We start from the raw sequence: 23,805 nt of genomic DNA, 5'->3' as shown, positions 1-23,805 counted from the left end.
AATATCCTATGTATACCTTTCTACTCTATACACATTCATGGTTGAGGTGGGTGGTTTTCATCCTGATGATCCTTGCTGTATTCAAATCTCTCATTGGCTTGTTTAGTGGAGGGACCTATCAAAAGCTTGACAATACGTTGGCAGCTTCTTTTGTAGGTACAATGCATTTGCAGTTGCTTCTGGGCTTGATCCTGTACTTTTTTTTAAGCCCATTGGTTGGAGAAGCAAGAGCCATGGGTTACGGAGCAGCCATGAAAGAACCTGATTTGAGGTTCTGGGCGGTAGAGCACCTTGCACTCATGATCCTTGCAGCGGTTTTTGCTCAAGCAGGAAGAAGTATTTCCAAGAAATCTGAAGACAGTGTAGTCAAGTATCGGTTTCAATCTATCTTTTTCGGAGCTGCCATGTTGCTTATCATACTAGGTATTCCATGGGCTGAAGCCGGCCGCATGTTTAGATTCTAAGATCCGATGAAAATTGTCGTGCTAACGGGAGCGGGTGTGAGTGCCGAAAGTGGCATTCGTACCTTTCGAGATTCCGGTGGACTTTGGGAAGGACACGACGTGATGGAAGTGGCCTCTCCGGAAGGCTGGCGGAAGAATCCTGAAATGGTGATGGATTTCTATAATCAGCGCCGTAAGCAAGCACTGGAGGTAAAACCTAACGCGGCACATATCGAATTAGCACAACTAGAGCGTGACTATGAAGTGCTCATCATTACTCAAAATGTAGATGACCTGCATGAAAAGGCGGGTTCTGCCAATGTGATGCACTTGCACGGAGAACTGTTCAAATGCAGAAGCTCTGTGGACGAATCTTTGGTTTACGACATGGATGGTTGGGAATTGAAGATAGGAGACACTTGCGAAAAAGGAAGTCAGTTAAGGCCACATATCGTTTGGTTTGGAGAGATGGTGCCAATGATTGAGCCTGCTGCTGCTGAATGTATGACGGCAGATATTTTTATGGTGGTAGGCACTTCACTGCAAGTTTACCCTGCTGCTGGGCTGATTGATTATGCCCGACCTGATATTCCGAAATTTCTAATTGATCCCAATACCCCATCGCTTTCTGGCTACCAAAACCTGAAAATCTATCAGGAACCTGCCACAACAGGTGTGAAAGAAGCGGTTAACTTTATCAAGGAGCAATATCCGGTTTAATATGCAGGAACACCACGATCTTATTGAGAAATTTTATACGGCCTTTCAGGAGCAGGATGCCGAAACCATGGCAAGCTGCTATCATGAGGAAGTCACCTTCTCAGACCCGGTTTTTAATCTGAAAGGAAAAGAAGTGGGTGCCATGTGGGCCATGTTAATTGAAAGGTCTAAAGGAAATCTGGTGATCCACTTTGATCGGGTCATGGCAGATGAAACCAGTGGATTCTGTCATTGGGAAGCTCATTATCCATTTTCAAAGACTGGTCGCAAGGTCCATAACCAAATCAAAGCAACTTTTCGATTTCAGGATGGGAAGATCATCGAACACCACGATCACTTTGACTTCTGGAAATGGAGTAGGATGGCCCTTGGAGTTTCCGGTACACTGATGGGATGGACGCCAATGGTCCAGAATAAAGTCAAGGCCATGGCAAATGAGGGACTTCAGAAATTCATGGCGCGTTGATGGACTTTGAACTTTGGATTGACATTTTAGGCTGGATCGGGTCGGTGGAAGTGATTCTGGCCTATGCGCTGATCAGCAATGGGAAAGTACATGGGAAATCGGTTTCGTATCAATTACTTAATTTGACGGGTTCCATATTCTTAACAGCCAATACGGTCTATTATCGGGCGTACCCTTCTACTGCAATCAATCTCGTTTGGATGGTAGTGGCGATTGTGGCATTAATTCAGGCGTGGACTAAAAAAAGTGATTAATCTTTTACTTCTTTCACTTTCAATACCGCGTAAACCGGAACGCCCAACAGCAGCATAATAAACCCCCAAAAGACAACTTCCTGGCCAGAACCTATGATGGCCCATAGACCGAAGAGAAAAGCAAAAGTTGCGATGAGTACTTGTCGGATCAAGGCAGGTCCCCGGATACCTTCCCGATAGGCGGTCAATGCCAGTGAGACGGCTGTGTACAGATAGGCAATCAAAGCGGTCATACTCGCAAGTAGCAATGCAAACTTGAACGCTCCAACCAGTCCTCGGGTGTAGTTCATGAGCATCAATACGGAAATGAACACACTGGAAATGATCAGACTGCCTACTGGCGCATTTCGTGAGTTGAGCTTGCCAAAAACCTGAGGGAATAGTTTGTCTCGGGCCGCGATGGCCGGAATTTGACCTTGAATAAGTATCCATCCATTCAAGGCGCCTAAGGTAGAAAATACCGCTCCTGCAGCTACGATCCATTCGCCAGGTTTGCCCCACATGCGTCGAGCGACTTCTGCAAAAGGTGCCGAAGACTCACTCAATTCGGCATTAGGAATGATACCCATCACCACGAAGGAGGTCACGAAATAGATGATCACAGTGAGGATGAAGCCGAATAAGGTGGCTTTCGAAACGACACGTTTGGCATCTGCGACTTCTTCGGCCGGGATAGTGGCGCTTTCTACGCCTAGAAAGGAGAATAAAGTCAGTGCTGCACAAGCGGTAATAGCTTCAAAATTGCCGACTAGACCAGTATTAAATGGGGTAAAGTTCTGCCATTGGACAAAGAATATCCCGAAGATGCCAATCGCAACCAATGGAGCAATTTTTAGGACGGTCGTGATTAGCTGGAAGATGCCGGCTTCCTTGATCCCGCGTGTATTCAGCCAAACTAGTGACCAGACAATCGCTAGTCCAGTCAAAACGGCAATGAGTAAATTCTCTTTTAGAATAGGGAAGAATACCCCCAGGTAGCCGATGGTGGCAATAGAAATCGTCGCGTTAGTAGCCCAAACAGAGATCCAGTATCCCCATGCGACCTGAAAGCCACCGAAATCACCGAGACCAATGCGACTGTAGGTATACGGGCCTCCGCTCTTCCCTGGGACGAAATCATGGAAGTTGATGAAGACACGCGCCAAAAAGTAAGCGCCAAGGGCAGAGACCAGCCATCCGATCAACCCGATGCTTCCGTATCGGGCCAATACCGCGGGTGCCAGGAAAATACCAGAACCGATTGTATTGCCGACGACCAAGGCGGCTGAGGTCCAAAGTCCGAGTTTTCGTTTTTCCATAGTCAAAAATGCACGCGCTAAAAATGCTTAGTTTTGATGCAATCCATGAAGGTATGAGCAGACAAGTTAACGTGAATTCCGACATTTCTAAGAGCGAGACCCTTCCAGCCTGGTTTTATAGAGATGTTCATGTGTTCGACTCCTTGAAGGAATCAATTTTTTACCAATCCTGGCAATGGGTAGGGGATTCGTTTGATGTACGACTGGAAGGCCACATTCATCCTTTTGTGCTCATGGATGGTTTTCTCACCGAACCGATGTTGCTTTCACGTGACCAGCAGGGATATTTACATTGCCTAAGCAACGTATGTACCCATCGGGCCAATCTGGTAGCAGCAAACCCTGGAAAGACTCGAAAACTGGTCTGTCCTTACCATGGAAGAAAGTTTGACCTGAATGGTCAATTCGAAAGCATGCCGGAGTTCAAGGACGCTAAGGATTTTCCGAGAGACTGTGATGATTTACACCGCTTTAATTTAGAGAGCTTCGGTCCGTTGTTGTTTGCGCAAATGGGAGGGGAGATCGATTTCAAAGGAGTACTTGCGGATATCAATGAGCGAGTTGGGTTTTTGCCGTTAGATCAAATGGCATACCGACCGACCTTATCCAGGGAATACCTGGTCAATGCCCATTGGGCCTTGTACTGTGATAATTACCTGGAGGGCTTCCACATTCCATTCGTTCATCCGGACTTGAATCAGGCGCTAGATTATAAAAACTATACCGATATCATTGGCGATCACTACACGTTGCAAGTCGGCTATTCTGATGCATCTGTAGACTGCTTTGATTTACCTGAAGGGCATATCGATCACGGCAAGCATGTGGCAGCCTACTACTACTGGGTATTCCCGAATATGATGCTGAACTTCTATCCCTGGGGGCTTTCCCTGAATATTGTTCGGCCACTGTCCCCTAATCAGACCAAGGTAATCTTCCGAAGCTACGTTTGGGATGAGTCTAAGCTAGACAGTGGGGCAGGAGCTCTACTGGATAAGGTAGAACGAGAAGATGAAACTGTTGTAGAGTCCGTACACAAAGGTCTGAAGTCCCGGTACTATCCCGGAGGACGTTTCTCGCCCACTCGTGAGAAAGGTGTGCACTATTTTCATCAGTTGTTGGCGGATTTTATAGGAAGATAAATTTGATAACAGATTATGGAAAGTTTCAATTACGGCGGGATCAAGCACTGTTGATCGGACTAATCCAGTCAAATATCTAATAGGTGATCAGACACGATTTGAAGTGAGTTTGGTAAGCTAACTTTATCGAATCAAACTGATTTTGATTGATAGATCGTGTTTGATGAAATCCTATCCTAGATTACATGTTTAATTTCTTCAATCCAAGTGAGGTAGCAGATAAACTTGAACGGCAAAAGGCAGAAGCATTAAAATGGATTCTTCTATCCGTATTCCTGCTCATGGTAGTGCTCATTGTTCAATCCTTTTTTACCGAACAGGAATGGACGGCCTCCGATTATTTTTTATTGATTGGGCAGGCCTTTGTAGTATCAGTATTGTTTATTCTTCGAAAGCATGGTTTGATCATCGCAGGTACTACGTTTTCAATAGGTTCTGTGGTAATCATGACCATCGTGATCAACCTATTTGATCAGGATACGGTCTTTACCAAATACAACGAGGAGTTCTATCTATGTCTTTTTGTATTGGTTTTTATCTCGCTCTTTTCTACTCGAAAGGTACTTATTGTTGCGGCAGGTATTTTTTTCATCAGCTCTATCCGGGTCTCTTTCTATTTGCAATCAACTTTTAGCGATCAGGTGGGCCTCTTGCGGGAGGTGCAGATTTTCTATTCTTTCACGCTGATCAATATCTCCATTATCCTATACTTTGCTACTAAGTTTTCAGATCAAGCCCTTGAGCGAGCGCGCAGAGATGCGGATATTAAGGAAAAGCAAAATCGTGAATTATCTGAAGCCAGGAAAAAGCTGGAGGAAAGCGAGCTCTTGTATCGAAGCATTGTTAACAATCTAATAGGCGGTTTCTATAAAATTAACGCGGATGGTATTATTGAATTGGTAAGCCCATCGGCAACAAAGATCATAGGCTTCAGTGAACAAGAACTCGTTGGTCAGCCACTCAATTCCTTTTTTGTCAATCCAGAAGAGGCTCAGCTTTTGTTGGATAAAACCAGAGAAGATGGCAAAGTGGAAGGCTATGAGACGCTTAGCAAAACAAAACACCGGGGTGATTTGGTCATGGAAACGAACGCCACGGTCGTACAGTCTGCCAATGGTGATTATGAAGGTGTAGAAGGCTTGTTTTATGATGTTTCAGAAAAGCGAAAAATGGAAAAAGAACTCGAAGCTTATCGCCATAACCTGGAAGAGCTAGTGGAGCAAAAAACCATTGATTTGAAGCGAACCCAATCGCAGTTGATACAGGCCGAAAAAATGGCTTCACTTGGGGTAATGACGGCAGGGGTAGCTCACGAAATAAATAATCCACTCAATTTTATAAAAGGCAGTTTTGTAGGCTTAAAGAATTATCTGAAAGGTGAAAAAGACAAAGAGGTTTCGCTGTTACTAAACGCTTTGGAAACAGGGGTGACCCGGGCCTCTGATATTGTAGAAGGTCTGAATCAATTCAGTGCAAGTACAGAGGATAATAACGAAAGATGTGAAATTCATGAAGTACTTGATAATTGCTTGACCATTCTGAGGCGGGAGATCGAGGCAGGGATTGAGGTTCAGAAGCAATATAGTGTCGGAAATCTGGAGGTGATGGGAAATAAACAGGACCTGCATCAGCTTTTTCTCAATCTGTTGACCAATGCGATTCAGGCCATTGAAACTCATGGAAAGATAACCATCAGTACTTATCCTAAGAATGATCATGCGGTCATTGAGATTAAGGACGATGGTGAGGGGATTGAAGCCAATCTGATACCGAAGATCATGGATCCCTTTTTTACAACCAGAGATCCAGGTAAGGGTACCGGATTAGGTCTGTCAATTGCCTACACGATCATTCAGGATCATCAGGGAGAAATTAACTTTATGTCTGAGAGAAATGTTGGAACCACTGCTACGGTTCGGCTATTGATTGACCCTTGATGACTCGTCTATCCCTCAGCTAATATCCGATACAACTCCAAATTCACGTAATAATGATGACCACTAATGGTGCGTTTTTCCAAAACATGCATGTCCGTCAACTGATTAAGATAGTCCCGCGCTGTGTTTTCTGCATACAGTGATTGGTCAGTCAGGTGCTTTACCTTGGTATAAGGTTGCTTGAAGATCTCGTCTACCAATTGCTCAGGTCGGCGAATATCAGTTTCTTGTTGAATAGCCTCCAGAATACTTTCTCTGGTTGTAAGAATATCATTGATTTTTTGATAGGTAATGTTAGCGGTCACCTCAATGGCTTTCAACATGTACTTTAACCATGATCGCCAGTCACCGCGCTGTGACACACCCGCCAAATGGGCGTAGTATTCCGCCTTGTGATCAATGATGAATTTACTTAGATACAGCACCGGAAAATCCAATAGGCCTGCGTGAGTCAGGTAATGAATATTGAGCAAGCGACCAGTTCTTCCATTACCATCACGAAAAGGGTGTATGACCTCAAATTGATAGTGTGCCATGGCCATTTTAATCAGAGGATCAACGCGGAGTTCTGTATCATTGAGAAAACCGGAAAGACGATCCAGTTTTTCTTCCACAAGACCTTTGCCTTGAGGTGGGGTATAGATGACTTGACCGGCCTGCGGACCAGTATTTCCTCGCTTGATCGTGAGTTGAACGAATGGTGGACGAATCCCATCAGAAGCCTGTTTTACAATCTGATACATGCTGATGAAGTAATCGTTGCTGAAGGTACCATTCGATTTTAGATGATTCATGCCTTGCCAGATGGCTTCCCGATAGTGTAGGACTTCTTTGGATTGAGGATTGGTCGCGGTAGCTGCTTCGCTGGAAGCTTTGTACAGATCATCGTCAGTGGTGAAAATGTTTTCAATTTCACTGGAGGCCTTGGCTTCCTGCAAACTGATCGCATTGAGCAATAGGTCCTGATGTGGGATGGCGATACTCCTGCCCTGAAGTCGGCCGATGGCATGTTTTGCCTGCCCTAACGCTTCGTAGATCTCTACAGACGTATACAGCGATGCATCAATCGGAAGATCAGGGAGCTGGTTCCAGGGTTTGTTGCGGTCCGGGTTTACTGGATAGGCAAGCATTAATTATTGATATTTTTGATGTTTACTATAAAGGTAGGCATTAAATCGAACTTCAAGGAATTAAGCAAACATTATTTAAGTTATTAATTGATGTTTGCTGTTTGATTAGACCTTGAAATTGAGGTTTACTATCATGTAAACTTTAATTATGAGTCTATTTAATGTTTAGTGTGGTATTTGGCCTTAATTTCCAAATTGTGTTGCGCTTCTAAAGCTATCGGGTGCCTATATTCATGACTGGCACTGCCCTTAAGAGTTGAGGTACGGTTGTTGCAGGTAAAAGAATTGAACTTGAATGACCTTAATTGCAAATGACTTGAGTTTGGAATACATCATCGGTAACGTCATCTCGGTTTCTGAGGCGCAGCGGAGGAATACCGAGATCTCAAGATTTAAAGCAGAATTAATTGAGCTTCTATTCAAGTTAGAGATATTCCCTGACTATTAAAGTGCGATTGTTGCAGACAAAAGAATTCAACGGAATCTTCGTTTAGTATACAAAACCAAACCAACCATCCCACGATGAGAACATACACTTTCTTATTGATTACCCTGTTTTGGTACGCTGGTCATAATACTCACGGACAGCTTCTAGGACAATATTACGACGTACTGGAAGCGAAAAAGGCTTATCGAGAAAATGGAGATAAGCTCAAAAAAGGGGAACGTGTCGATCGAAGGGATGTAGTTACTGTCAAAAGCAAAGGTGAGGTATTACTGAGGTCCCGGACCTTTGTCAATCCGCGTCTGAAGCCTGGGAGATACAACATCGATTCCCTGATGACTTTCGATTATGCGCGGCACAAAACCCACGATAGCCTGAAGAACGTTTTAAGAGACAAGAAACTCCTTGGATGTAAGTTCAAGTACAAAATGATGGTTGTGCCCGGCTCCAACAAGCATTATGAAATGGGTAGGATCGACGTAGATAGTAAACCTGTCCAAAACATCAGCAAGCGGAAAGGAAAGCCCAGAACCATCAGATGGTCCAATCCTGATAGTAAGTACAAAGGCAGTTACGTAGTAATCGTACAGGATGCCTCTTCCAAGTCCTTTTTAGACGTCTACGAAACAGAAGAACAAGCAATACCCATCGACTTTTTGAGCTACAACCATCCCCTCATCCAATTTTCCATCAAAGCCCAGGACTGCCGGTCCAGCCATACCTATGGGGTGCGGGTTGTGCCTTGATGCAGGAAACCTTTATCGGTTTTGGTAGGAAATGGTTTGGTTTGATTGCGTTGTGTTTTAGTTTAGGTGTTGAATTGATTGTAGAATAGAAATAACGTTTAAATACGTGTATTCTACACTTAGATAACTTACAGGAAGTAAATGAAGGCACTGCTAGAAGAAATATTTGTAACTGAAGGGATTCCGCAATTTACCTTCGTGAAACCACCAAACTATAACGAAATTCTCCTGGATATACGAAGGAAAGGCAAACCTGTGATCATTGAGGGACAATCAGGAACAGGTAAGACCACAACAGCTAAAAGGATATTGAATCAACTATCGGCAGATATACCGATCAATTACTTAACAGCTCGGCAAACAAACGATCTTGAAAAAATTGTACACTTGGCCCAAAACAAACCTTCTGGGCATTTCATTATCGATGACTTTCACAGGTTATCCACTGAGCTACAAACTGAACTTGCAGATATAGCAAAAATAGCGGCCGAAACCCAAGACGAAAATTTACCGAAACTTATATTGATCGGAATAAATCAAGTTGGCTCGTCCTTAATTAATCTTGTCCATGACATTGCTAAAAGATGTGGAATTCATAGAATACATCCGGGAAATAAGATAACAATTAAAGACCTAATAAACATTGGAGCTGAAAAGCTCAATGTCCAAATTGAAAATCCAGATAATATATTTGAAGAAAGTCGTGGTGATTACTGGCTTACTCAATCGATATGTCAAACAATTTGTGCTCAGAATGACATACTGGAAGAACAAGATGATGTGAAATTTCTTGACTATGATTTGAAGGCAATTCGAACTTCTATGGTTAACAGATTATCTCACGCCTATAAAGACCCTGTTAAGGAATTTGCCAGAGGTAGACGGTTTAGACCAAGTAATGACCCTTACTTCAAGTTACTTAAATTAATTGCAGGTCAGGATAGTTCTATCGTCGATCTCAATGAATTAGCAAACGCTTATGAAGAGATGAAAGGAAGTATTAACGGGATTAAAGAACGAAGACTAAACATACTTCTAGAATCAAAGCCAGTCTGTAGCCGTTACTTCTTTTATAATTCAGAAAACAAAAATTTCGCAATCGAAGACCCAGCTCTTTTCTATTTTATGAAGCATGTTAACTGGGAAGATATCAGAAAGGAGTGTGGATTTAGAGATGGTGGGCAAGACAAGGAATTTGATATAGCTATTTCCTTTGCAGGAGAAAATAGAAAGTTAGCAAAGTATATCGCTGAGCAATTGGAATTGATAGATGTTCCAGTCTTTTATGATGAACTGTATGAGTCCAATTACCTCGGAAAGGCTTGGAGCAAAGAATTTGAAAGGATTTTTGTACATGCTTCACAATTTGTGCTGTGTCTTCTAGACGCTAATCACAGAGACAAAATCTGGCCAACTTTTGAACGAGATTGTTTCAAGAAAAGAGTTCCCAATGAAGAAGTTATTCCTGTGTATTTAGACGATACTGTGTTCGCAGGAATACCTGACGACATTGTTGGAATCAAATTTAAATGGGATGAAGAATTGCCAGGTTGGCAGGATACTGTAGAAGATGAAATCGTCTTTAAAGTTTGGGAGAAATTAGAATAAACATATCTAACAGATATTACATACCATCCCCCACTTTCCTGATGTTCCTCAAGGGCAACAAGAATGAAGGTAAAGTTGGATCTCAGGCCCAATTCTTGCCATAACCAGTAAATGCCTTTGGGTGATCGTACCCGACTCTCCTCGATTTTTAAGTGGCGTAAAAGGCGTACTGCGAAGGGAAGAGCATTGCTTAAAAAGCAATAAACAATCTTTTTAAAATTCCGTAACTTTACCTTTATGGTGACTAAAGAAAAACTCAGGAAATCAATCCTCAATAAGGTCAAGAAGCTTTCGGATGACAAGCTATCAAATCTTGATTCGTACTTGAATGACCTGAACTCAGAGTTTTCAACTGAGCAATCAACTTTATCCTTCAGTGGTATTTTCGAAGAGCTTGAACTGAATGAGTTAACCAATGAACTTCATCAGTCCAGAACAGACGATAATAACAGGATCCCACAATTTTGAATCCGTCTCTTATAGACACAGATATCCTTTCATACTTTTTGAAGGGTGATAAGGAAATAGCTCATAATTTTGAGATTTATCTTCACGATTTCAGTAAGATTACTATTTCTGAGATCACCTATTTCGAAATTCTATCCGGTCTAACTTTTAAAGGAGCTACTAAACAAATTGAAGCCTTTGAGAGATTTATCTCAACTTGTGAGGTCCTAAAACTATCAATGTTATCAATAAGGACTTCTGCAAACATCTATGCTGAATTGAGGAAGAAGGGAATTACCATAGGAACCGCAGATCTGCTGATTTCTGGAATTGCGATAACAAATAGTCTGACATTGGTAACGAACAACCAGAAACACTATCAACCTATTTCCAGACTTTCTACTGCTAACTGGAGAGAATAAACCTACCAACCCCTCTTTCCTAATATTCCCTTAGCCCATATCAATAAAGGTTTACTGGCTTCAAACCCAATTCTACCCCTAACCTCCAATCAAACAAATCCACAGAATTCAATACTACAAAATAGTATTATGAAATATTTTCCTATCTTAGCAATACTACTTTATAGTAATTGAGTATGAAACAGTATCAATTAGGCGAATTTGAGGAGATCGTTTTACTGACTGTCGGTATCCTTGATGGCGATGCTTACGGTGTGACGATCCGGGATGAGATCGAAAAAAGACTGGACCGAACCGTCAGTGTGGGAGCGCTGCAAACGACTTTAAGGAGACTAGAGAAAAAGGGATTCCTGGATGCCAATCATGGGGAAAGTTCGGAATCCCGCGGTGGGAGGCCTAAGCTCTTTTTCACCTTGACAGCTTCCGGCAAGAAAACGCTGGAATACGTGCGAGAGAAAAGGAATGAGCTTTGGAACGCATTGCCACAAACCATCATCAACCTTTCGTAACATGAACGCTACTAAGCCCCCTCACATCTTGCTGCGTATCTTGAAGTGGTTTTGCCGGTCCGAGTATCACATTGATATCGAAGGTGATTTGCTGGAATTTCATGAACGCAACGTTGAAAAACACGGGAAAAGGAAAGCGGATTGGTTGCTGGCCAAAGAGATCCTGTTGTTGTTCCGGCCTTCCATGATCAGAAACCTAAGTTTTGGCTCCCAAAGCCTACACACAAGTCTGCTGGCGAACTATCTGAAGGTCAGTTGGCGGAACATCATGCGACAAAAGCGCTACAGTTTTTTCAACGTCGTTGGGCTCGTCATCGGGATCACCTGTTTCATTCTTGTCTCAGTCTTTGTTGCCCATGAGCGCTCTTTTGATGGCTTTTATGAAAATGTGGACAACATCTATCACATTTTTGACCACTCTCCGGAAGATACCTATCTCGGGTCAAGCTACTACGCGGTAACGCCGGCACAGCTTGCTTCCACCTTGGTGGCGGATTATCCTGAAGTACAACATGCCACCACGGTTGCGGAGGGCAAATCACTCCTGTCATATAATGACGAAAATCATTGGTATGAGAAAGGTTTATACACAGATAAGGAGTTCTTCCAATTGTTTTCTCATCCGAAGTTCATTGAAGGCGATGCACAGACCGCTTTTGAACATCCGGCGAGTATCGTCTTAACCACGTCTTTGGTGGCGAAAATGTTTTCAGATGGAAGGGCCATGGGTAAGACAATCGTCTATAAAGATAAGCCTCATCTCATTACAGGGGTGGTAGAAGATCCTCCCGCGAATGCTACTTTTCAATTTTCATTTATCGCCAACCTTCAGAATGATCGCAGGTATTTAAGTGAATTCAAAAAGGATAAGTGGGACGGCAGCAATTACTACACCTTCTTTTCATTGCATCCTTCTGCTGATCCCAGGGCGCTTGAAGGGAAAATGGATAACCTCATTGATCAGTACTGGACCAAGGATCGGCCTTTTGATTTCTACTATTTACTTCAGCCTTTTCAGGCGATACACCTGAACAGCAACATCAACAATGATTTTGAGTTGAAAGGGAATCCCCAGCAGCTCTATTTGTTTGCCGCCGTATCCTTGTTGATCCTAATCCTGGCTGGAATCAATTATGTCAACTTGTCCATCGCGCGTTCGATGATTAGGGTAAAAGAAGTAGGTGTTCGTAAATCTTTTGGTGCCGGACGAAAACAGTTGGTCTTCCAGTTTTTATTGGAGTCGGAATTACTAGCCGTCATGGCGTTTGTTATTTCATTGATCCTCGCCAAGTTCCTGATCCCCGCCTTTGGCCTCATTTTAGACCGACAGTTGGAATTGAGTTTTATCCATAACCTGGATCTCTTACTGATCCTTACCGGAGCAGTATTTCTTCTTGGATTTTTCGCGGGAATTTATCCGGCGCTGGTTATTTCTTCTCCCTCTATCATCAGCACTTTAAAAGGAGGCTCACAAGACAACCTCAAGGGCAAAGGGACCCAAAAATGGTTGATTGTTTTTCAGTATACCGTTTCGATCGCCCTGGTGATTTGCACGCTGGTCATGTACCAACAATTCCAATTCATCGGAAAGAAAGAGCTTGGGTTTGAAAAGGAACAAATCCTCACCATGGAACTGCTGGATAGTAAGGTGATCAAAAATTTTGATGTGATTAAGGAAGAATGGCTTGCCAATCCCGACATCATTCAAGTAGGAACTTCACAGGACTTGCCTCATAATGTACAGTCAGGAACGCTGGTCAACGATGACGAAGGGGGTGATCCGGATGATGATTTGGCGATAACGAGGTTGCGGGCTGATAGGGATTTTTTAGAGGTATTTGAGATAGCGCTTTTAGCAGGTAGAATGCTCCCAGATCAACCAATATCGGGTAAAAAGGAATGTCTGATTAATGAATCCGCAGTTAAGGCGCTTGGGCTTACTCCGTATGAAGCGATTGGTCAGGTTTTGACTGATGATACTCCAAGTGAATACAGGACTGTTATAGGTGTCGTTAAGGATTTTCACATACATCACATGCATTTGGCAATCACGCCGATGTTGATCGAGACTAAACCCTATTTTGAGTACATTTCCCTCAAAGTTCATGCGCAAAATATACCAGAGCTGCTTCGGTTTCTGGACAAGTCACTCAAGGAACATACAGATTATCCAGCTGATTTTAAGTTCATGGATGACCGGATCAATCAATTGTATGAAAGCGAACAAAAGAAAGCGAAGCTATTCGGAACATTGAGTTTGTTGACCATTGTCATCGCTTCGTTAGGCTTGTATGGATTGGCTGCGCTAAGCGCACATCAGCGGATCAAAGAGATCGGGATTCGTAAAGTACTAGGTGCTTCCATTGCCAATATCCTTGTGCTGATATCAGGAAACTTCATGAAGCTCATCATTGGAGGTTTTATGGTAGCTATTCCTATTGCCTGGTTTTCGATGCAAGGTTGGTTGGATAGTTATGCGTATCGAGTAAGTATAAGTTGGTTGCCCTTCTTCATCGTGGGTTTTGCTGCTTTGATGATTGCACTATTGACCATTAGTGGGCAGTCGGTGAAAGCTGCGTCCGCTAATCCAGTGGATTGTCTTCGGAATGAATGAGTCATTTTATTGGCAAGATGGAGGAAGAAATCCTTGAGGAGGGGGTATCTTCATTGCTATTTCTCTGAGTTTAAGTCAATAGATATCTACCTATCTTGGTGCCATGCAGAAACTCCATTTCATCCTTTTGATTTTCATACTTACTGCTTGTGATCAGTCATCAGGCCCTGGAAAGCAAATTCTTGTAACCGAGGGCCGTTCTCAAAAAATAGTGGATGCTTATTGGCTGTATTTGCCCAAAGCGTACGAACAGAAACGTAAATGGCCGATGATCATGTACCTGCAAGGCGGTGAAGCCTCGGCTTCTCCAAATCCCAATACGGTACGAGATGCAGGCCCGTTTTACTACATTACGCAACCTAAGAGTGTATTACCGGACTCATTTGTGATCGTTAACCCACACATGAGGACGGGGAGTCGAGCAGATCGCCAATGGTACAAGAACGCAGCCGAATTGGCCCAGATCGTTGATGAAGTAGTAGCCAATCACAACGTCGATCCGGATCGGGTATACCTGGCAGGGCTGAGTAGGGGAGGCATAGGCACCTGGGGAACAGCCAAAAGGTTTCCAGAAAAGTTTGCGGCGATCATTCCGGTTGCAGGGGCATTGACCTGCAAGTCGCGCTGTGAGGAAATCAAGAACATGCCGATGTGGATCATGCACAATACCGGTGATCCTGTAATTGAATACGACTATGCTGAATCAACGGTGATCCACTTCGAATCGGAATTTGGAAAAACTTTTGTACAGCGATCAGACGTCAACATCCCAACTAGTAAAATCGAGCATCCGAATATCTTTTCAAGCATTGATAGCAACGACCATGGTGTAACCGAAGCATTTTCAACGGCTGTTGTCTATGATTGGTTATTGGATAAACGAAAGGACTAAAGTTCTGACAGAGTAGTTTGCGATAGCTTCTGGAATGCAGGAGCTAAATGTTGATCAATCTGATCAGCAATGAAGCGATGACCTTTAGGATTGGGGTGATCGTCATAAGGGTGATTGGTCATGGTTGTATCAGAGAAACTGTATCCCACGTCTAGCCAGGGGATATTTCCAGTTTTCATTTTGAGTTGTTGTGTGGCTGGCGAACGATCAAGACAGACGACATGGAATATGACGCCATTGTCTTTACATATCTGTGCCATTTCCTGAATCAGACAAGCTGCCACTTCGATTTGCTGATCGACATCCTCCAGCAGGCGATCATAAGTCTTTTGCATCGAGTGAACCGTAGCCAGTGATTCTCGTCCAGGCCAGTGATCATAGATGTCATCCCATGCTACTAGTTGAAGGCTGTTTTCGCAACTTCTCATAAAAGGGAAACGGGCAACTGCCATTTGCTGTTGGGCACTTTTAGAAGCTCGACTGTAGCCAATTTTTAGATGCGAACGATATTGCTGAGAAAGCGTATTGCGCATGAAATGATACGAAGAGAAATTGAGCAATACCATTTTCGGATGACCTTGAATCATCATCTTTTTTAACCTCATGAGTGCCTGCACGGTGCCGTGCCCGATTACGCCTGCATTTCTGAAATGTACCCGAGGATATCGGTTCTGGAGCAGGCTTGTGAAGTTTTCTTCGTCATTTACTCCGTAGCCATACGTGTAAGAGCATCCTAGCATCCATACATCAGCTTGAGCAGTGCGGGGCGCTTTGCTCACATTTCTGTAGCCTCCCGGCTCGTGAGTGGCATGAAAAGTCAGTTGATCATTGACGGTGATGTCAAAAACACCTTCATTGAGTTGTATGCCCAATGAAGGGTGTCCGGTATAGGCATTTGGTGGATTTGAAATCACCTTGAAGTCAGTATGCTTATAAGGTTGAAATCCGAGAACTCTAAGTGAGAACTCTAGAAGAACAAAGACGGCAACTGGATAGTAAAGTCCATATTTTATCAGACGAAGAATCTTGGATTTCATCATCATATGAGCCTCAATGCCATTAAGCTAAGGTCACTCCGCTTCCGCGTACGGCCTAGTGAGTCTTTGCTTAAAAAGATATGTTCATTACCGATTTTCAAAGATTCCATCCAAGGAATAACTTCTGTACATTAAAATTTCAGCCTTAGCTTCATGGCATCGATATGGGCCTGGACAGGAAGGAGACTACTCCCTTATCACACGAATGCCTGTATTTTTTGCTTCAGCACCGGTTTCCTTATTGAATGGGTCTACGAAATCGTATCCGCTGTAATCATAGGTCCTCAGAGCACCGTTTGCTGAGTAATATTCTGCGACATTTCCACCCAGATCAAAAAGCAAGTCCTTATTTTTCAATTTGATGGCAGGATGACTACCTACTGGCTTGATCAGATTTTTTACGGTTGTTAGTGTCAGATTTAACTTGTCCGCATCCGTAGCGGTCAAATCGTAACCTGCCCAGTAATTAAGGTTATTCTGACTCTTGGCACTTTTTCGCCCTAGCGCGTGTAGTTTCTTCGCTTCTTTTTCATTTGGAAGCCGGTAAGTAGTTCCCGTTTTTTCAGACAGCCAGCTCAAATATCCCTGGATATCTGAGGACGATAATCCTGTGATTGGATGATTAGCATGCAGTGCAGAGTATGTGTCGCCGGTGTAGCTATGGTATTGAGCAATCGTAACTTCAAATCGACCGATAGCAATGCTATCTTTTCCTACTTCGATGACTTCTGGTATTAAAACACCGTCCTTTTCCATGCCATACTGACCGTCTTTCGTTGGACTTTTATCCAAAGTCATTTGTGTGGCCAATGGACTGTCGGGCTTCAACGCTTCATTCCTTTCTTCTGCTTTCCCAAACAGGTGTTGATCAATCCATTTGATTTCTTCTTTCATTTTGCGGAGTTGATGCGTGATTTTTTGAAGACCATGCGGCTGACCAGGAAACCAAAGAAATTTTACTGGTGCAACACCAACTTGTTGTAAGCCCCGGTAATATTCCCAACTTTGATCACGCGGTACGGCCCGATCTTCGCTTCCGTGAAAAATAATCGTAGGTGTTTTGATCTTTTCAATCTCGAAAATGGGTGAATTGTTGATGTACCATTCGTTGTAGTGCTTTCCGTTGGTATCGTCCCAGGGTGCGCCTCCGAAATAGCTCTGATCAAACGTAACCCCAAACTGACAAGTCCCATAATCGGAAGTCCAGTTGATGTCTCCCGCACCTGGAGCAGCCACTTTGAACATATCTGGGTATTTGAGGGTCATCCAGGTGGCTAAAATCGCTCCGTTGGACCATCCCATCAGCCCTAGTTTGTCCATGTCAATCCACCCTTTTTCATTGAGGTGTTGAATACCATTATAAAGGTCAATCTGCTCCAGGTGATAGTAATTTCCGTTTTTGATGGACTCGATGAATGCCAGGTTGTGACTGCCTGAACCATGATAATTGGGCTTGAGGACAAACGCTCCTTTATCCGTGTAGATCTGGGGATAAGTTGACCAACGCTCAGACCAGGAATCATGATCAGCCCCTGTTGGCCCACCATGAATAGAAAGGATCAGCGGGTATTTTTTACCTGGCTCATAATTCTTAGGGAAATACAAGATACCGTTGACCTCTTCATCTTTGGCACCAGTCCAATAAATGATTTCAGATTTGGCGACGGGTTTCTTCTTCAGTCCGTCATTTAAAGAAGTCAGGGTTTCCTGATTATTAATGCTTATGGACCTTCTGCTACTGGTCAAATTAGCGACGTAGTACTCCGGCAATTGAGAAGCTGTGGAATGATTATAAATTATCTTATCTCCTTTTTCACTCACGGACATGATGACTACATGATTAGCCATGTTGCCAAAGTCCAGTGCATGCTTGGTCCAACCGGTATTGGATTTCCTGTAGTACGCTACTTCATACAATGGGCCATTGGGCAGCTGTGCCACTACATCATTTCCGGATAGCCAGAACCGGCCCATCCCGTTTTCCCAATCCAGCGCTACCTTCTGATATTCATTGGTGCTTAGATCGAAATAATACAATTCATTGATGCCAGCACCATTCCATTGGGGATTGGATGATTTTGTAGCAGTGAAATAGAATCCTTCTCCACTGTTCGGAAATTGAAACTGACCCGGCTCTTGCATGCCTTGAAGGACTTGCATGGTTTCATCAGAATTCAGATTTTTGAGAAAATACTGTGGTTTGGGATTAGCATCTGCACCATAATTTGGACTAAGGATCAACTGATAAATCAGGTACTTTCCATCCTTGGAAGAGGCATACTGTCGTACCCGAAACTTGTTGTCCGTAAGCCGGGTGATTTGTTTTTTCTTCACATCAAAGCTGTACAGTCGGCGGGCATTCCAATGCGCAGTATCTTCGACGATTTGCGTATTATCTTTCTCGTTTTCAATATCGTAGAGTGATTTTCCTTCGCCTGAGGTGTAGGCAATAATCCCAGGTTTGAGCCAGGAAATGCTACTGATTCCTTTTTCAAAAGTGTGCACTTTCTCTGGCTCTCCACCCAACAAATTCAGACGCCACAAGACTTTGCCTTTTTCTCGCGAGGAAAGAAAGTACAGCTGCTCACTGTCTTGCGAAAAGAGTGGGCTGTTATCACTGTCATCAGTGTTGGTCAGTTGGAAGGTTCTGATCTTCCCATCCTTCTTCATGTCTAGTCGTGCCAGGTAAAGGTCACTGACAAACTTGTCAGCTTTCTTAACGCCTTTTCGTTGCGTCCAGACAACCAGTTTTCCATCAGGTGAGAAAACCGCATTCGAAACAGATTTGGTGTATATGATTTCTTCAGGAGTCCAGAGATCCTGGGTTGACCCCAACAAAGTGATGCTGATGAAAAGTAAAGAAAGGAAGTACTTCATGCGTTTTAGATTGATCCCTAAAATTAGCATGAACCAAACGACTTCAAGCAAGCCAAATATTTAGAAAGTGTAGGAGATTCTGATCAGTGGTAAATTACAGATGATGAGCTTCTTACGTGCTTTTTGCTAGGTCATTCATGAGGAATGCGAAATATAACTTGCCGTGCAGATGCAACCTTCACAAACATAGACTCGTAGAAATAGACATATTCGAAGTTATTATTTGAATATTTAAAGAAATTCACTACTATGTTTAACAGAATAACCTCATTGCTCGAAGAAGATGACGAACCTCCCAGTCGGGTGGAACAGTTCATCGAAGAAATTAAAAAAGGTGTAGAAGCACTGAAAGCACAGATCACAGCGATTGAAAGGACAGCTGCTGACAACAACGACAAACTCCTTCAATTGAAGGAGCAAAACAAAACGATCAAGGAGAATGCGAAGCAGGCCTATAGAAAACAAGAAAAAGCCAAAGCCCAGAATCTTTGGGAAGAATTGAAAGTAGTTGAGCACAAGATCACGCAATATCAACAGCTTCAAACTACCATAGATCAGTCCCGGATCAAATTCCAAAAACAGCGAAATGAGCTGGAATTCAAGCGGGACCAACTATTGGCCAAGGTGAAAGTCGGCGAGATGGATGCCAATGCGTCCAGAAATTATGCGGAAATCATGGAAAGTCTCATGCTGCTCAAAAACAGTGGGGAACTGACCCAATACAACGAGGCCATCGAGGCATCCGAATGCAAAGCAGAAGCTTTAAAAGAACTCACGGATGAACCTACAACAGAATCACCCACAGGAGAATCAGGTGACTTAGGGACTCTCATTGAGGTAGAAAAGAAGATCGACGATCAAAAAGCGATTGATCAACTTCAAAAGAAATATGGAGACTTCTTTGACAATTCTCCAGCAAAAGAACAGACAAGCAAAAAGGAAGAACGCATCAAAGCATTGGCGACTCAATCGGTTGCCATAACCAAAGCAGACAAATTCTTTGACAAAGAAGACGAGGTACCCAAGTCTTCAGAACAGGCAGACCGTATCAAAAACTTCTTCGGTAAGTGACCTAAGTCAGTTACCTGGATTTTGAATTTTTCATTACTAAAACCCTTATAATCATGGCTATTGAGCTCAAGAAAGGTCACTCCTTTGACCTGACAAAGAAAAAACCGTCACTTAACAAAATAATTGTAGGACTGGGGTGGGATGTACGACCGGGCAACAGCCTGGACCTGGATGCAGTCTGTTTCATGCTTGCTGCAAACAACAAACTGGTAGCGGACGACTACTTCGTTTTTTACAATAACCTAAGATCAGGTGACCGGTCGGTAGAGCATACTGGAGACAACCGTACCGGACTGGGAGATGGGGACGATGAAATGATCCTCGTGAACCTTGCAAAGGTGGACCCAAGGGTAGAGGAGATGCTTTTTGTGGTAACCATCAACGACGCGTTCACAAAGCATCACCACTTTGGCATGGTGGAAAATGCCTTCATCCGAATTGTGAATGTGGAGACGAATGAAGAGATCCTACGCTACAACCTGGATGTCGATTATTCAGAAGCGACAGAAGTGGAGTTTGGTAAACTGATCAAAGAAGGATCAGAGTGGAAATTTGATGCGGTGGGAATTTCTACTGAAAAAGGATTGCAGGGCTACGTTGACATCTACGCGTAATGATAACATTAGATAAACATACTGGAATAAACCTCAAGAAAGGTTCTTCCATACGCCTCGAAAAAGAGGGCAGAAAACTGGAGCGTATTTGTGTAGGCCTAAACTGGGGAGCGATTCCTAGAAAAGGCCTGATGCGTACACTGATGGGTAATTCGGTTGCCGTTGACCTGGATGGTGCGGTGAGTACTTATGCTGCAGGTCAACTATATGAAACGGTCTATTTCAATCACCTCATGTCTGAGGACCGGGCGATTGGCCACTCCGGAGATGACCTGACGGGAGACCTTGATGGTGACGATGGATTGGACAATGAAGTGATCACAATCAATTTGAAGCGAGTCTCCCGGGATATTGATACCATTTTCATTTACCTCAACTCTTACGAAGGGCAGGATTTTGGCGACATTCCTTATTCCAAGCTCCGAATCTACGAAGGCAGTCCGGATCGGGTAGATGATACCCTGGCGACCTTCAATTTGTCAGTAGAGCAGAAGTTCAAAGGATACGTCTCCATGATCATGGGCAAACTGGTCCGATCTGAAGATTCCTGGGCCTTCCACACCATCGGTGAGCCGGTGAATCCCCAAAAGATCCCCGCTATCGCTCAACACATTAAACAGGTGTATTTGTAGTGAGAGCCCCGAAAGGGGCTTTTTTGCACCCGGATTTATTCGGGTTCACTTCACAATCCCTACGTACACTCCTTATTAGCAAAAACGCATGCTGGATAATAAAATTAAGAATCAACAATCTGTATATTCGGGAACAGTGTTCAAAGAACAACAAACATGTCAAAATGGAAATCCGAAATCATTGAGTCTTCTAATGGTGTCTATCGCATAATAATGACACATGAATTTGGTTCAATAATAGATATGACAGGAACAGACATTGAAGTATTGAAAGCCCAAGCTGCCGAAGAGGCGTTGAATATTGAAAAGAAGATAGGGGATAAATTGAATGGCTAGTAGGAATAAAATTTATGCCGTTTGATCTTTGGTTGTCCACAACTCTGCAATCCCTCGGTTTCACCGAGGGATAAAATATTTTCTCGGCTCAGCCGAGATTATGCTAGCCAGTTTGGTCGCAATTGAATTGCGACTGCTCCCTACTCACACTCCTTATTGAACAAAAACACATGCGCAGCAAAATCCCGGAATTTAGGTTTGTCTTTGTATTCATTCAGCGCTTCGCAACCATCGAAAATCTCTGGAAAGCTTTTTCGATAACTCGCTTTTTTCACTTTAGCGGATTTAGCACCATCCTTGACCATCAGGTAGGAAGTGTCTTCACCACCCGTCACCGCGAAGCCACCAATGGAAGTCTCCCCAGTTTCATTGGCATCTGGATTTTGATAGATCTTGATCCGGCTATCGAATCCGGGGTTCAGTAGCTGCAGCAAGGCATATTTCGTCTTTTTCTTGGGTAAAAGGGCTTGTTCGTAAATAACCCACTCACGGCTGATGATTTCCTCAAAATCTGCATTCAACATTTCCATCAGAGAGGAACTGGAGTTACCGATAGATTCTAGTTTGGCTAGCTCGGTCATTCGGACCTTCATGACTTGCATTTCCTCTGCTTTGAACTTGAATTTGTTTTTATCGACATCTCTGACTGTTATGGATCGGATTGTCCCATTGACGGACATGACACTCGTAACACGTCCCTGGATTTCATTGCCATCCTTCAAGGTGATTTCCACATCGGCGGGTGTAGGTAATTCTTCAACAGGTGCAATCAATTGACCCGTTACATTATAGGCCACAAAACAAACGAGGAAAAGTGCGAGGAGGTGTTTCATTTTTATCATGGTTATGAGAGGATGAAGATATGGAAATTCTGAATACATCAATAATGTAGCATCTAAATAGCCTTTAAATAGGTATTTTCTAACACTAGCCTTAAATAGCAGGGCACTATCTCCTATTCTTCGGACATTACTTTACTGCCTGCTACTTCCTTCAATTTACTCACCATTCCGGCACAAAGCACATCCCAGTTTTGGTTCTGTGCGTATTGCACGGCGTTTTTAGCAAACTTTTCATGGAGTTCCGGATCATCAATTATTTCGCTGATCTTTTGGTAGAAACCCTCTTCGTTTTTGGGTTCCACGACGTACCCAGCTTCACTTCTTGTGACAATTCCTTTCGGTCCCCCGGCAGCAGCAGCGACTACAGGTATGCCACTGGCCATCGCTTCCAGAACCACATTCCCGAACGTTTCAGTAGTAGATGGGAAAATAAAGACATCCGCCGTGGCATAGAGTCTTGCCAGTTCCTCTTTGGTTTGTTTACCCGTAAAAATGGCATCGGGCATGCGTTTCTCCATGTACCTTTTGAATGGGCCATCTCCGGTGATCATGAAGGTAACATCCGATCTTCGTTCCTGAAACAAGCGATTGGTACGGATCAGGGTATCCAGCTCCTTTTCTTTGACGAGTCTACTGACAAAGAGCACGATCTTTTTGTCCTTAAGTCCGTAGGATGCTCGGAGTTCCGCACTGCGATAGGATGGGTCAAAATGCTGGGCATTGATCCCCCGCCGGAAATATTCAATTTTCGAACCCTCCACACCCAGGTCCAGCAGGAATTGACGCATGGGTTCGCTCGGAACAAATGTCGTATTCACTCGGGTGTAATACCATCTGCTTAGTCGTAGGGCAACATTTCCCATCAATTTCTCAAGAGGCCTGAAAAAGCCGAAGTAGTACTCCATATAGGAGTGAAAATGGGTATGATAGGTGGTCGTAACCGGGAGATTATGCCTTTCAGCGTATTTGATGGCGAATTTTCCCATCAGTGTTGGTGAAGTAAAGTGCAATAACTGCGGCTTGAAATCGGCCAGCAGTTGCTCGAGCTCTTTCATGCGGCCTGGTTGGCCGATACGGTAGTCTTTGTAAAGGATCCAACTGATGTAGGGGCACTGATAAACAGGGAATGGAAAATCATCCTGCGACGGTGGATAAGTGGTAATGAAAATCGCCTCTACCTCGTCTCGCGGAATTCGATGCGCCAGTTGGTGCATGGTATTACTGACTCCATCAAAATGCCTTTCGAGGATGTCTACAAAAAATACGATCCGTGTTTTATTTGTCATGTTGCTTGTCGCAATACCACAACGGCAAAAATAGAGG

24 protein-coding genes are annotated in these 23,805 nt (G+C 43.5%); 18 read left to right on the top strand and 6 right to left on the bottom strand.

From position 1 onward, the window contains the following. Window positions 1–8 precede the first annotated feature (8 nt). From R8G66_13360 to R8G66_13345, 4 genes are read left to right on the top strand one after another with little or no spacing between them, the layout of a single operon-like run. A complete protein-coding gene (locus R8G66_13360) occupies window positions 9–464 on the top strand; it encodes a hypothetical protein (GenBank protein ID MDW3193354.1) in 456 nt (151 codons plus the stop codon). 6 nt (window positions 465–470) lie between these two features. Continuing rightward, complete coding sequence (locus R8G66_13355; protein ID MDW3193353.1) at window positions 471–1,163, top strand: NAD-dependent deacylase; 693 nt, start codon at window positions 471–473, stop codon at window positions 1,161–1,163. Window position 1,164: 1 nt separating this feature from the next. After that, a complete protein-coding gene (locus tag R8G66_13350) occupies window positions 1,165–1,629 on the top strand; it encodes a nuclear transport factor 2 family protein (protein MDW3193352.1) in 465 nt (154 codons plus the stop codon). Then, window positions 1,629–1,883: a hypothetical protein gene (locus R8G66_13345; GenBank protein ID MDW3193351.1), complete on the top strand. Its 255-nt coding sequence runs from the start codon at window positions 1,629–1,631 to the stop codon at window positions 1,881–1,883. The genes R8G66_13350 and R8G66_13345 overlap by 1 nt, the downstream gene beginning before the upstream one ends. On the opposite strand, the gene R8G66_13340 is transcribed toward R8G66_13345, so the two are convergent. Further along, window positions 1,880–3,181: an amino acid permease gene (locus R8G66_13340; GenBank protein MDW3193350.1), complete on the bottom strand. Its 1,302-nt coding sequence runs from the start codon at window positions 3,179–3,181 to the stop codon at window positions 1,880–1,882. The genes R8G66_13345 and R8G66_13340 overlap by 4 nt on opposite strands. Window positions 3,182–3,234: 53 nt before the next feature. Here R8G66_13340 and R8G66_13335 point away from each other — a divergent pair, with 53 nt between their 5' ends. After that, window positions 3,235–4,323 carry an aromatic ring-hydroxylating dioxygenase subunit alpha gene (locus R8G66_13335; GenBank protein MDW3193349.1) on the top strand — a complete coding sequence of 363 codons (1,089 nt, stop codon included), beginning with the start codon at window positions 3,235–3,237 and terminating at the stop codon, window positions 4,321–4,323. Between the two features lie 185 nt (window positions 4,324–4,508). Then, complete coding sequence (locus tag R8G66_13330) at window positions 4,509–6,260, top strand: ATP-binding protein (protein ID MDW3193348.1); 1,752 nt, start codon at window positions 4,509–4,511, stop codon at window positions 6,258–6,260. An 8-nt stretch (window positions 6,261–6,268) separates the two neighbouring features. On the opposite strand, the gene R8G66_13325 is transcribed toward R8G66_13330, so the two are convergent. Then, on the bottom strand, window positions 6,269–7,390 hold the full coding sequence (locus tag R8G66_13325) for a Fic family protein (protein ID MDW3193347.1): 1,122 nt from the start codon (window positions 7,388–7,390) through the stop codon (window positions 6,269–6,271). A gap of 295 nt (window positions 7,391–7,685) precedes the next feature. On the opposite strand from R8G66_13325, the gene R8G66_13320 reads away from it, so the two are divergent. From R8G66_13320 to R8G66_13285, 8 genes are all read left to right on the top strand, one after another. Next, a complete protein-coding gene (locus R8G66_13320) occupies window positions 7,686–7,838 on the top strand; it encodes a hypothetical protein (GenBank protein ID MDW3193346.1) in 153 nt (50 codons plus the stop codon). A gap of 74 nt (window positions 7,839–7,912) precedes the next feature. Further along, window positions 7,913–8,581, top strand: coding sequence for a hypothetical protein (locus R8G66_13315; protein ID MDW3193345.1), 669 nt, complete (start codon window positions 7,913–7,915; stop codon window positions 8,579–8,581). 141 nt (window positions 8,582–8,722) lie between these two features. Then, window positions 8,723–10,189, top strand: coding sequence for a TIR domain-containing protein (locus tag R8G66_13310; protein MDW3193344.1), 1,467 nt, complete (start codon window positions 8,723–8,725; stop codon window positions 10,187–10,189). A gap of 237 nt (window positions 10,190–10,426) precedes the next feature. Continuing rightward, complete coding sequence (locus tag R8G66_13305; GenBank protein MDW3193343.1) at window positions 10,427–10,657, top strand: hypothetical protein; 231 nt, start codon at window positions 10,427–10,429, stop codon at window positions 10,655–10,657. Continuing rightward, the gene (locus R8G66_13300; GenBank protein ID MDW3193342.1) at window positions 10,654–11,058 is read left to right on the top strand and encodes a type II toxin-antitoxin system VapC family toxin; all 405 of its coding nucleotides are present in this window, start codon (window positions 10,654–10,656) and stop codon (window positions 11,056–11,058) included. Before R8G66_13305 ends, R8G66_13300 begins: the two co-directional genes overlap by 4 nt. 176 nt (window positions 11,059–11,234) lie before the next feature. Further along, window positions 11,235–11,567, top strand: a complete 333-nt coding sequence (locus tag R8G66_13295; GenBank protein MDW3193341.1) for a helix-turn-helix transcriptional regulator — start codon at window positions 11,235–11,237, stop codon at window positions 11,565–11,567. 1 nt (window position 11,568) lies between these two features. Then, the gene (locus tag R8G66_13290; GenBank protein ID MDW3193340.1) at window positions 11,569–14,181 is read left to right on the top strand and encodes an ABC transporter permease; all 2,613 of its coding nucleotides are present in this window, start codon (window positions 11,569–11,571) and stop codon (window positions 14,179–14,181) included. Window positions 14,182–14,284: 103 nt separating this feature from the next. Beyond that, window positions 14,285–15,073, top strand: coding sequence for a PHB depolymerase family esterase (locus tag R8G66_13285; protein ID MDW3193339.1), 789 nt, complete (start codon window positions 14,285–14,287; stop codon window positions 15,071–15,073). Here R8G66_13285 and R8G66_13280 read toward each other — a convergent pair. Beyond that, window positions 15,070–15,987, bottom strand: a complete 918-nt coding sequence (locus R8G66_13280) for a hypothetical protein (GenBank protein MDW3193338.1) — start codon at window positions 15,985–15,987, stop codon at window positions 15,070–15,072. The genes R8G66_13285 and R8G66_13280 overlap by 4 nt on opposite strands. 309 nt (window positions 15,988–16,296) lie before the next feature. Then, on the bottom strand, window positions 16,297–18,987 hold the full coding sequence (locus R8G66_13275) for a prolyl oligopeptidase family serine peptidase (GenBank protein MDW3193337.1): 2,691 nt from the start codon (window positions 18,985–18,987) through the stop codon (window positions 16,297–16,299). A gap of 249 nt (window positions 18,988–19,236) precedes the next feature. On the opposite strand from R8G66_13275, the gene R8G66_13270 reads away from it, so the two are divergent. From R8G66_13270 to R8G66_13255, 4 genes are all read left to right on the top strand, one after another. After that, window positions 19,237–20,058, top strand: a complete 822-nt coding sequence (locus R8G66_13270; protein ID MDW3193336.1) for a hypothetical protein — start codon at window positions 19,237–19,239, stop codon at window positions 20,056–20,058. Between the two features lie 53 nt (window positions 20,059–20,111). After that, window positions 20,112–20,672, top strand: coding sequence for a TerD family protein (locus R8G66_13265; protein MDW3193335.1), 561 nt, complete (start codon window positions 20,112–20,114; stop codon window positions 20,670–20,672). After that, complete coding sequence (locus R8G66_13260; protein MDW3193334.1) at window positions 20,672–21,304, top strand: TerD family protein; 633 nt, start codon at window positions 20,672–20,674, stop codon at window positions 21,302–21,304. Before R8G66_13265 ends, R8G66_13260 begins: the two co-directional genes overlap by 1 nt. Before the next feature lie 156 nt (window positions 21,305–21,460). Continuing rightward, complete coding sequence (locus R8G66_13255; protein ID MDW3193333.1) at window positions 21,461–21,640, top strand: hypothetical protein; 180 nt, start codon at window positions 21,461–21,463, stop codon at window positions 21,638–21,640. Between the two features lie 140 nt (window positions 21,641–21,780). Here R8G66_13255 and R8G66_13250 read toward each other — a convergent pair whose 3' ends face one another. Further along, window positions 21,781–22,473, bottom strand: coding sequence for a hypothetical protein (locus R8G66_13250; GenBank protein MDW3193332.1), 693 nt, complete (start codon window positions 22,471–22,473; stop codon window positions 21,781–21,783). Between the two features lie 122 nt (window positions 22,474–22,595). After that, a complete protein-coding gene (locus R8G66_13245) occupies window positions 22,596–23,768 on the bottom strand; it encodes a glycosyltransferase family 1 protein (protein ID MDW3193331.1) in 1,173 nt (390 codons plus the stop codon). Window positions 23,769–23,805: the final 37 nt, after the last annotated feature.

It is taken from the genome of Cytophagales bacterium (assembly GCA_033344775.1).
GTDB lineage: Bacteria > Bacteroidota > Bacteroidia > Cytophagales > Cyclobacteriaceae > JAWPMT01.
The sequence above is the reverse complement of the archived record's forward strand: the minus strand, read 5'-3'. Positions and strand labels throughout refer to the sequence as shown.

Bases quoted from the DNA above. Each gene is read 5' to 3' on its own strand.
- R8G66_13305 (MDW3193343.1), top strand. From the start codon at position 10,427: ATGGTGACTAAAGAAAAACTCAGGAAATCAATCCTCAATAAGGTCAAG.
- R8G66_13310 (MDW3193344.1), top strand. From the start codon at position 8,723: ATGAAGGCACTGCTAGAAGAAATATTTGTAACTGAAGGGATTCCGCAA.
- R8G66_13345 (MDW3193351.1), top strand. From the start codon at position 1,629: ATGGACTTTGAACTTTGGATTGACATTTTAGGCTGGATCGGGTCGGTG.
- R8G66_13340 (MDW3193350.1), bottom strand. From the start codon at position 3,181: ATGGAAAAACGAAAACTCGGACTTTGGACCTCAGCCGCCTTGGTCGTC.
- R8G66_13315 (MDW3193345.1), top strand. From the start codon at position 7,913: ATGAGAACATACACTTTCTTATTGATTACCCTGTTTTGGTACGCTGGT.
- R8G66_13290 (MDW3193340.1), top strand. From the start codon at position 11,569: ATGAACGCTACTAAGCCCCCTCACATCTTGCTGCGTATCTTGAAGTGG.
- R8G66_13245 (MDW3193331.1), bottom strand. From the start codon at position 23,768: ATGACAAATAAAACACGGATCGTATTTTTTGTAGACATCCTCGAAAGG.
- R8G66_13330 (MDW3193348.1), top strand. From the start codon at position 4,509: ATGTTTAATTTCTTCAATCCAAGTGAGGTAGCAGATAAACTTGAACGG.
- R8G66_13335 (MDW3193349.1), top strand. From the start codon at position 3,235: ATGAGCAGACAAGTTAACGTGAATTCCGACATTTCTAAGAGCGAGACC.
- R8G66_13320 (MDW3193346.1), top strand. From the start codon at position 7,686: ATGACCTTAATTGCAAATGACTTGAGTTTGGAATACATCATCGGTAAC.
- R8G66_13355 (MDW3193353.1), top strand. From the start codon at position 471: ATGAAAATTGTCGTGCTAACGGGAGCGGGTGTGAGTGCCGAAAGTGGC.
- R8G66_13250 (MDW3193332.1), bottom strand. From the start codon at position 22,473: ATGAAACACCTCCTCGCACTTTTCCTCGTTTGTTTTGTGGCCTATAAT.
- R8G66_13270 (MDW3193336.1), top strand. From the start codon at position 19,237: ATGTTTAACAGAATAACCTCATTGCTCGAAGAAGATGACGAACCTCCC.
- R8G66_13285 (MDW3193339.1), top strand. From the start codon at position 14,285: ATGCAGAAACTCCATTTCATCCTTTTGATTTTCATACTTACTGCTTGT.
- R8G66_13360 (MDW3193354.1), top strand. From the start codon at position 9: ATGTATACCTTTCTACTCTATACACATTCATGGTTGAGGTGGGTGGTT.
- R8G66_13350 (MDW3193352.1), top strand. From the start codon at position 1,165: ATGCAGGAACACCACGATCTTATTGAGAAATTTTATACGGCCTTTCAG.
- R8G66_13260 (MDW3193334.1), top strand. From the start codon at position 20,672: ATGATAACATTAGATAAACATACTGGAATAAACCTCAAGAAAGGTTCT.
- R8G66_13265 (MDW3193335.1), top strand. From the start codon at position 20,112: ATGGCTATTGAGCTCAAGAAAGGTCACTCCTTTGACCTGACAAAGAAA.
- R8G66_13295 (MDW3193341.1), top strand. From the start codon at position 11,235: ATGAAACAGTATCAATTAGGCGAATTTGAGGAGATCGTTTTACTGACT.
- R8G66_13325 (MDW3193347.1), bottom strand. From the start codon at position 7,390: ATGCTTGCCTATCCAGTAAACCCGGACCGCAACAAACCCTGGAACCAG.
- R8G66_13275 (MDW3193337.1), bottom strand. From the start codon at position 18,987: ATGAAGTACTTCCTTTCTTTACTTTTCATCAGCATCACTTTGTTGGGG.
- R8G66_13255 (MDW3193333.1), top strand. From the start codon at position 21,461: ATGTCAAAATGGAAATCCGAAATCATTGAGTCTTCTAATGGTGTCTAT.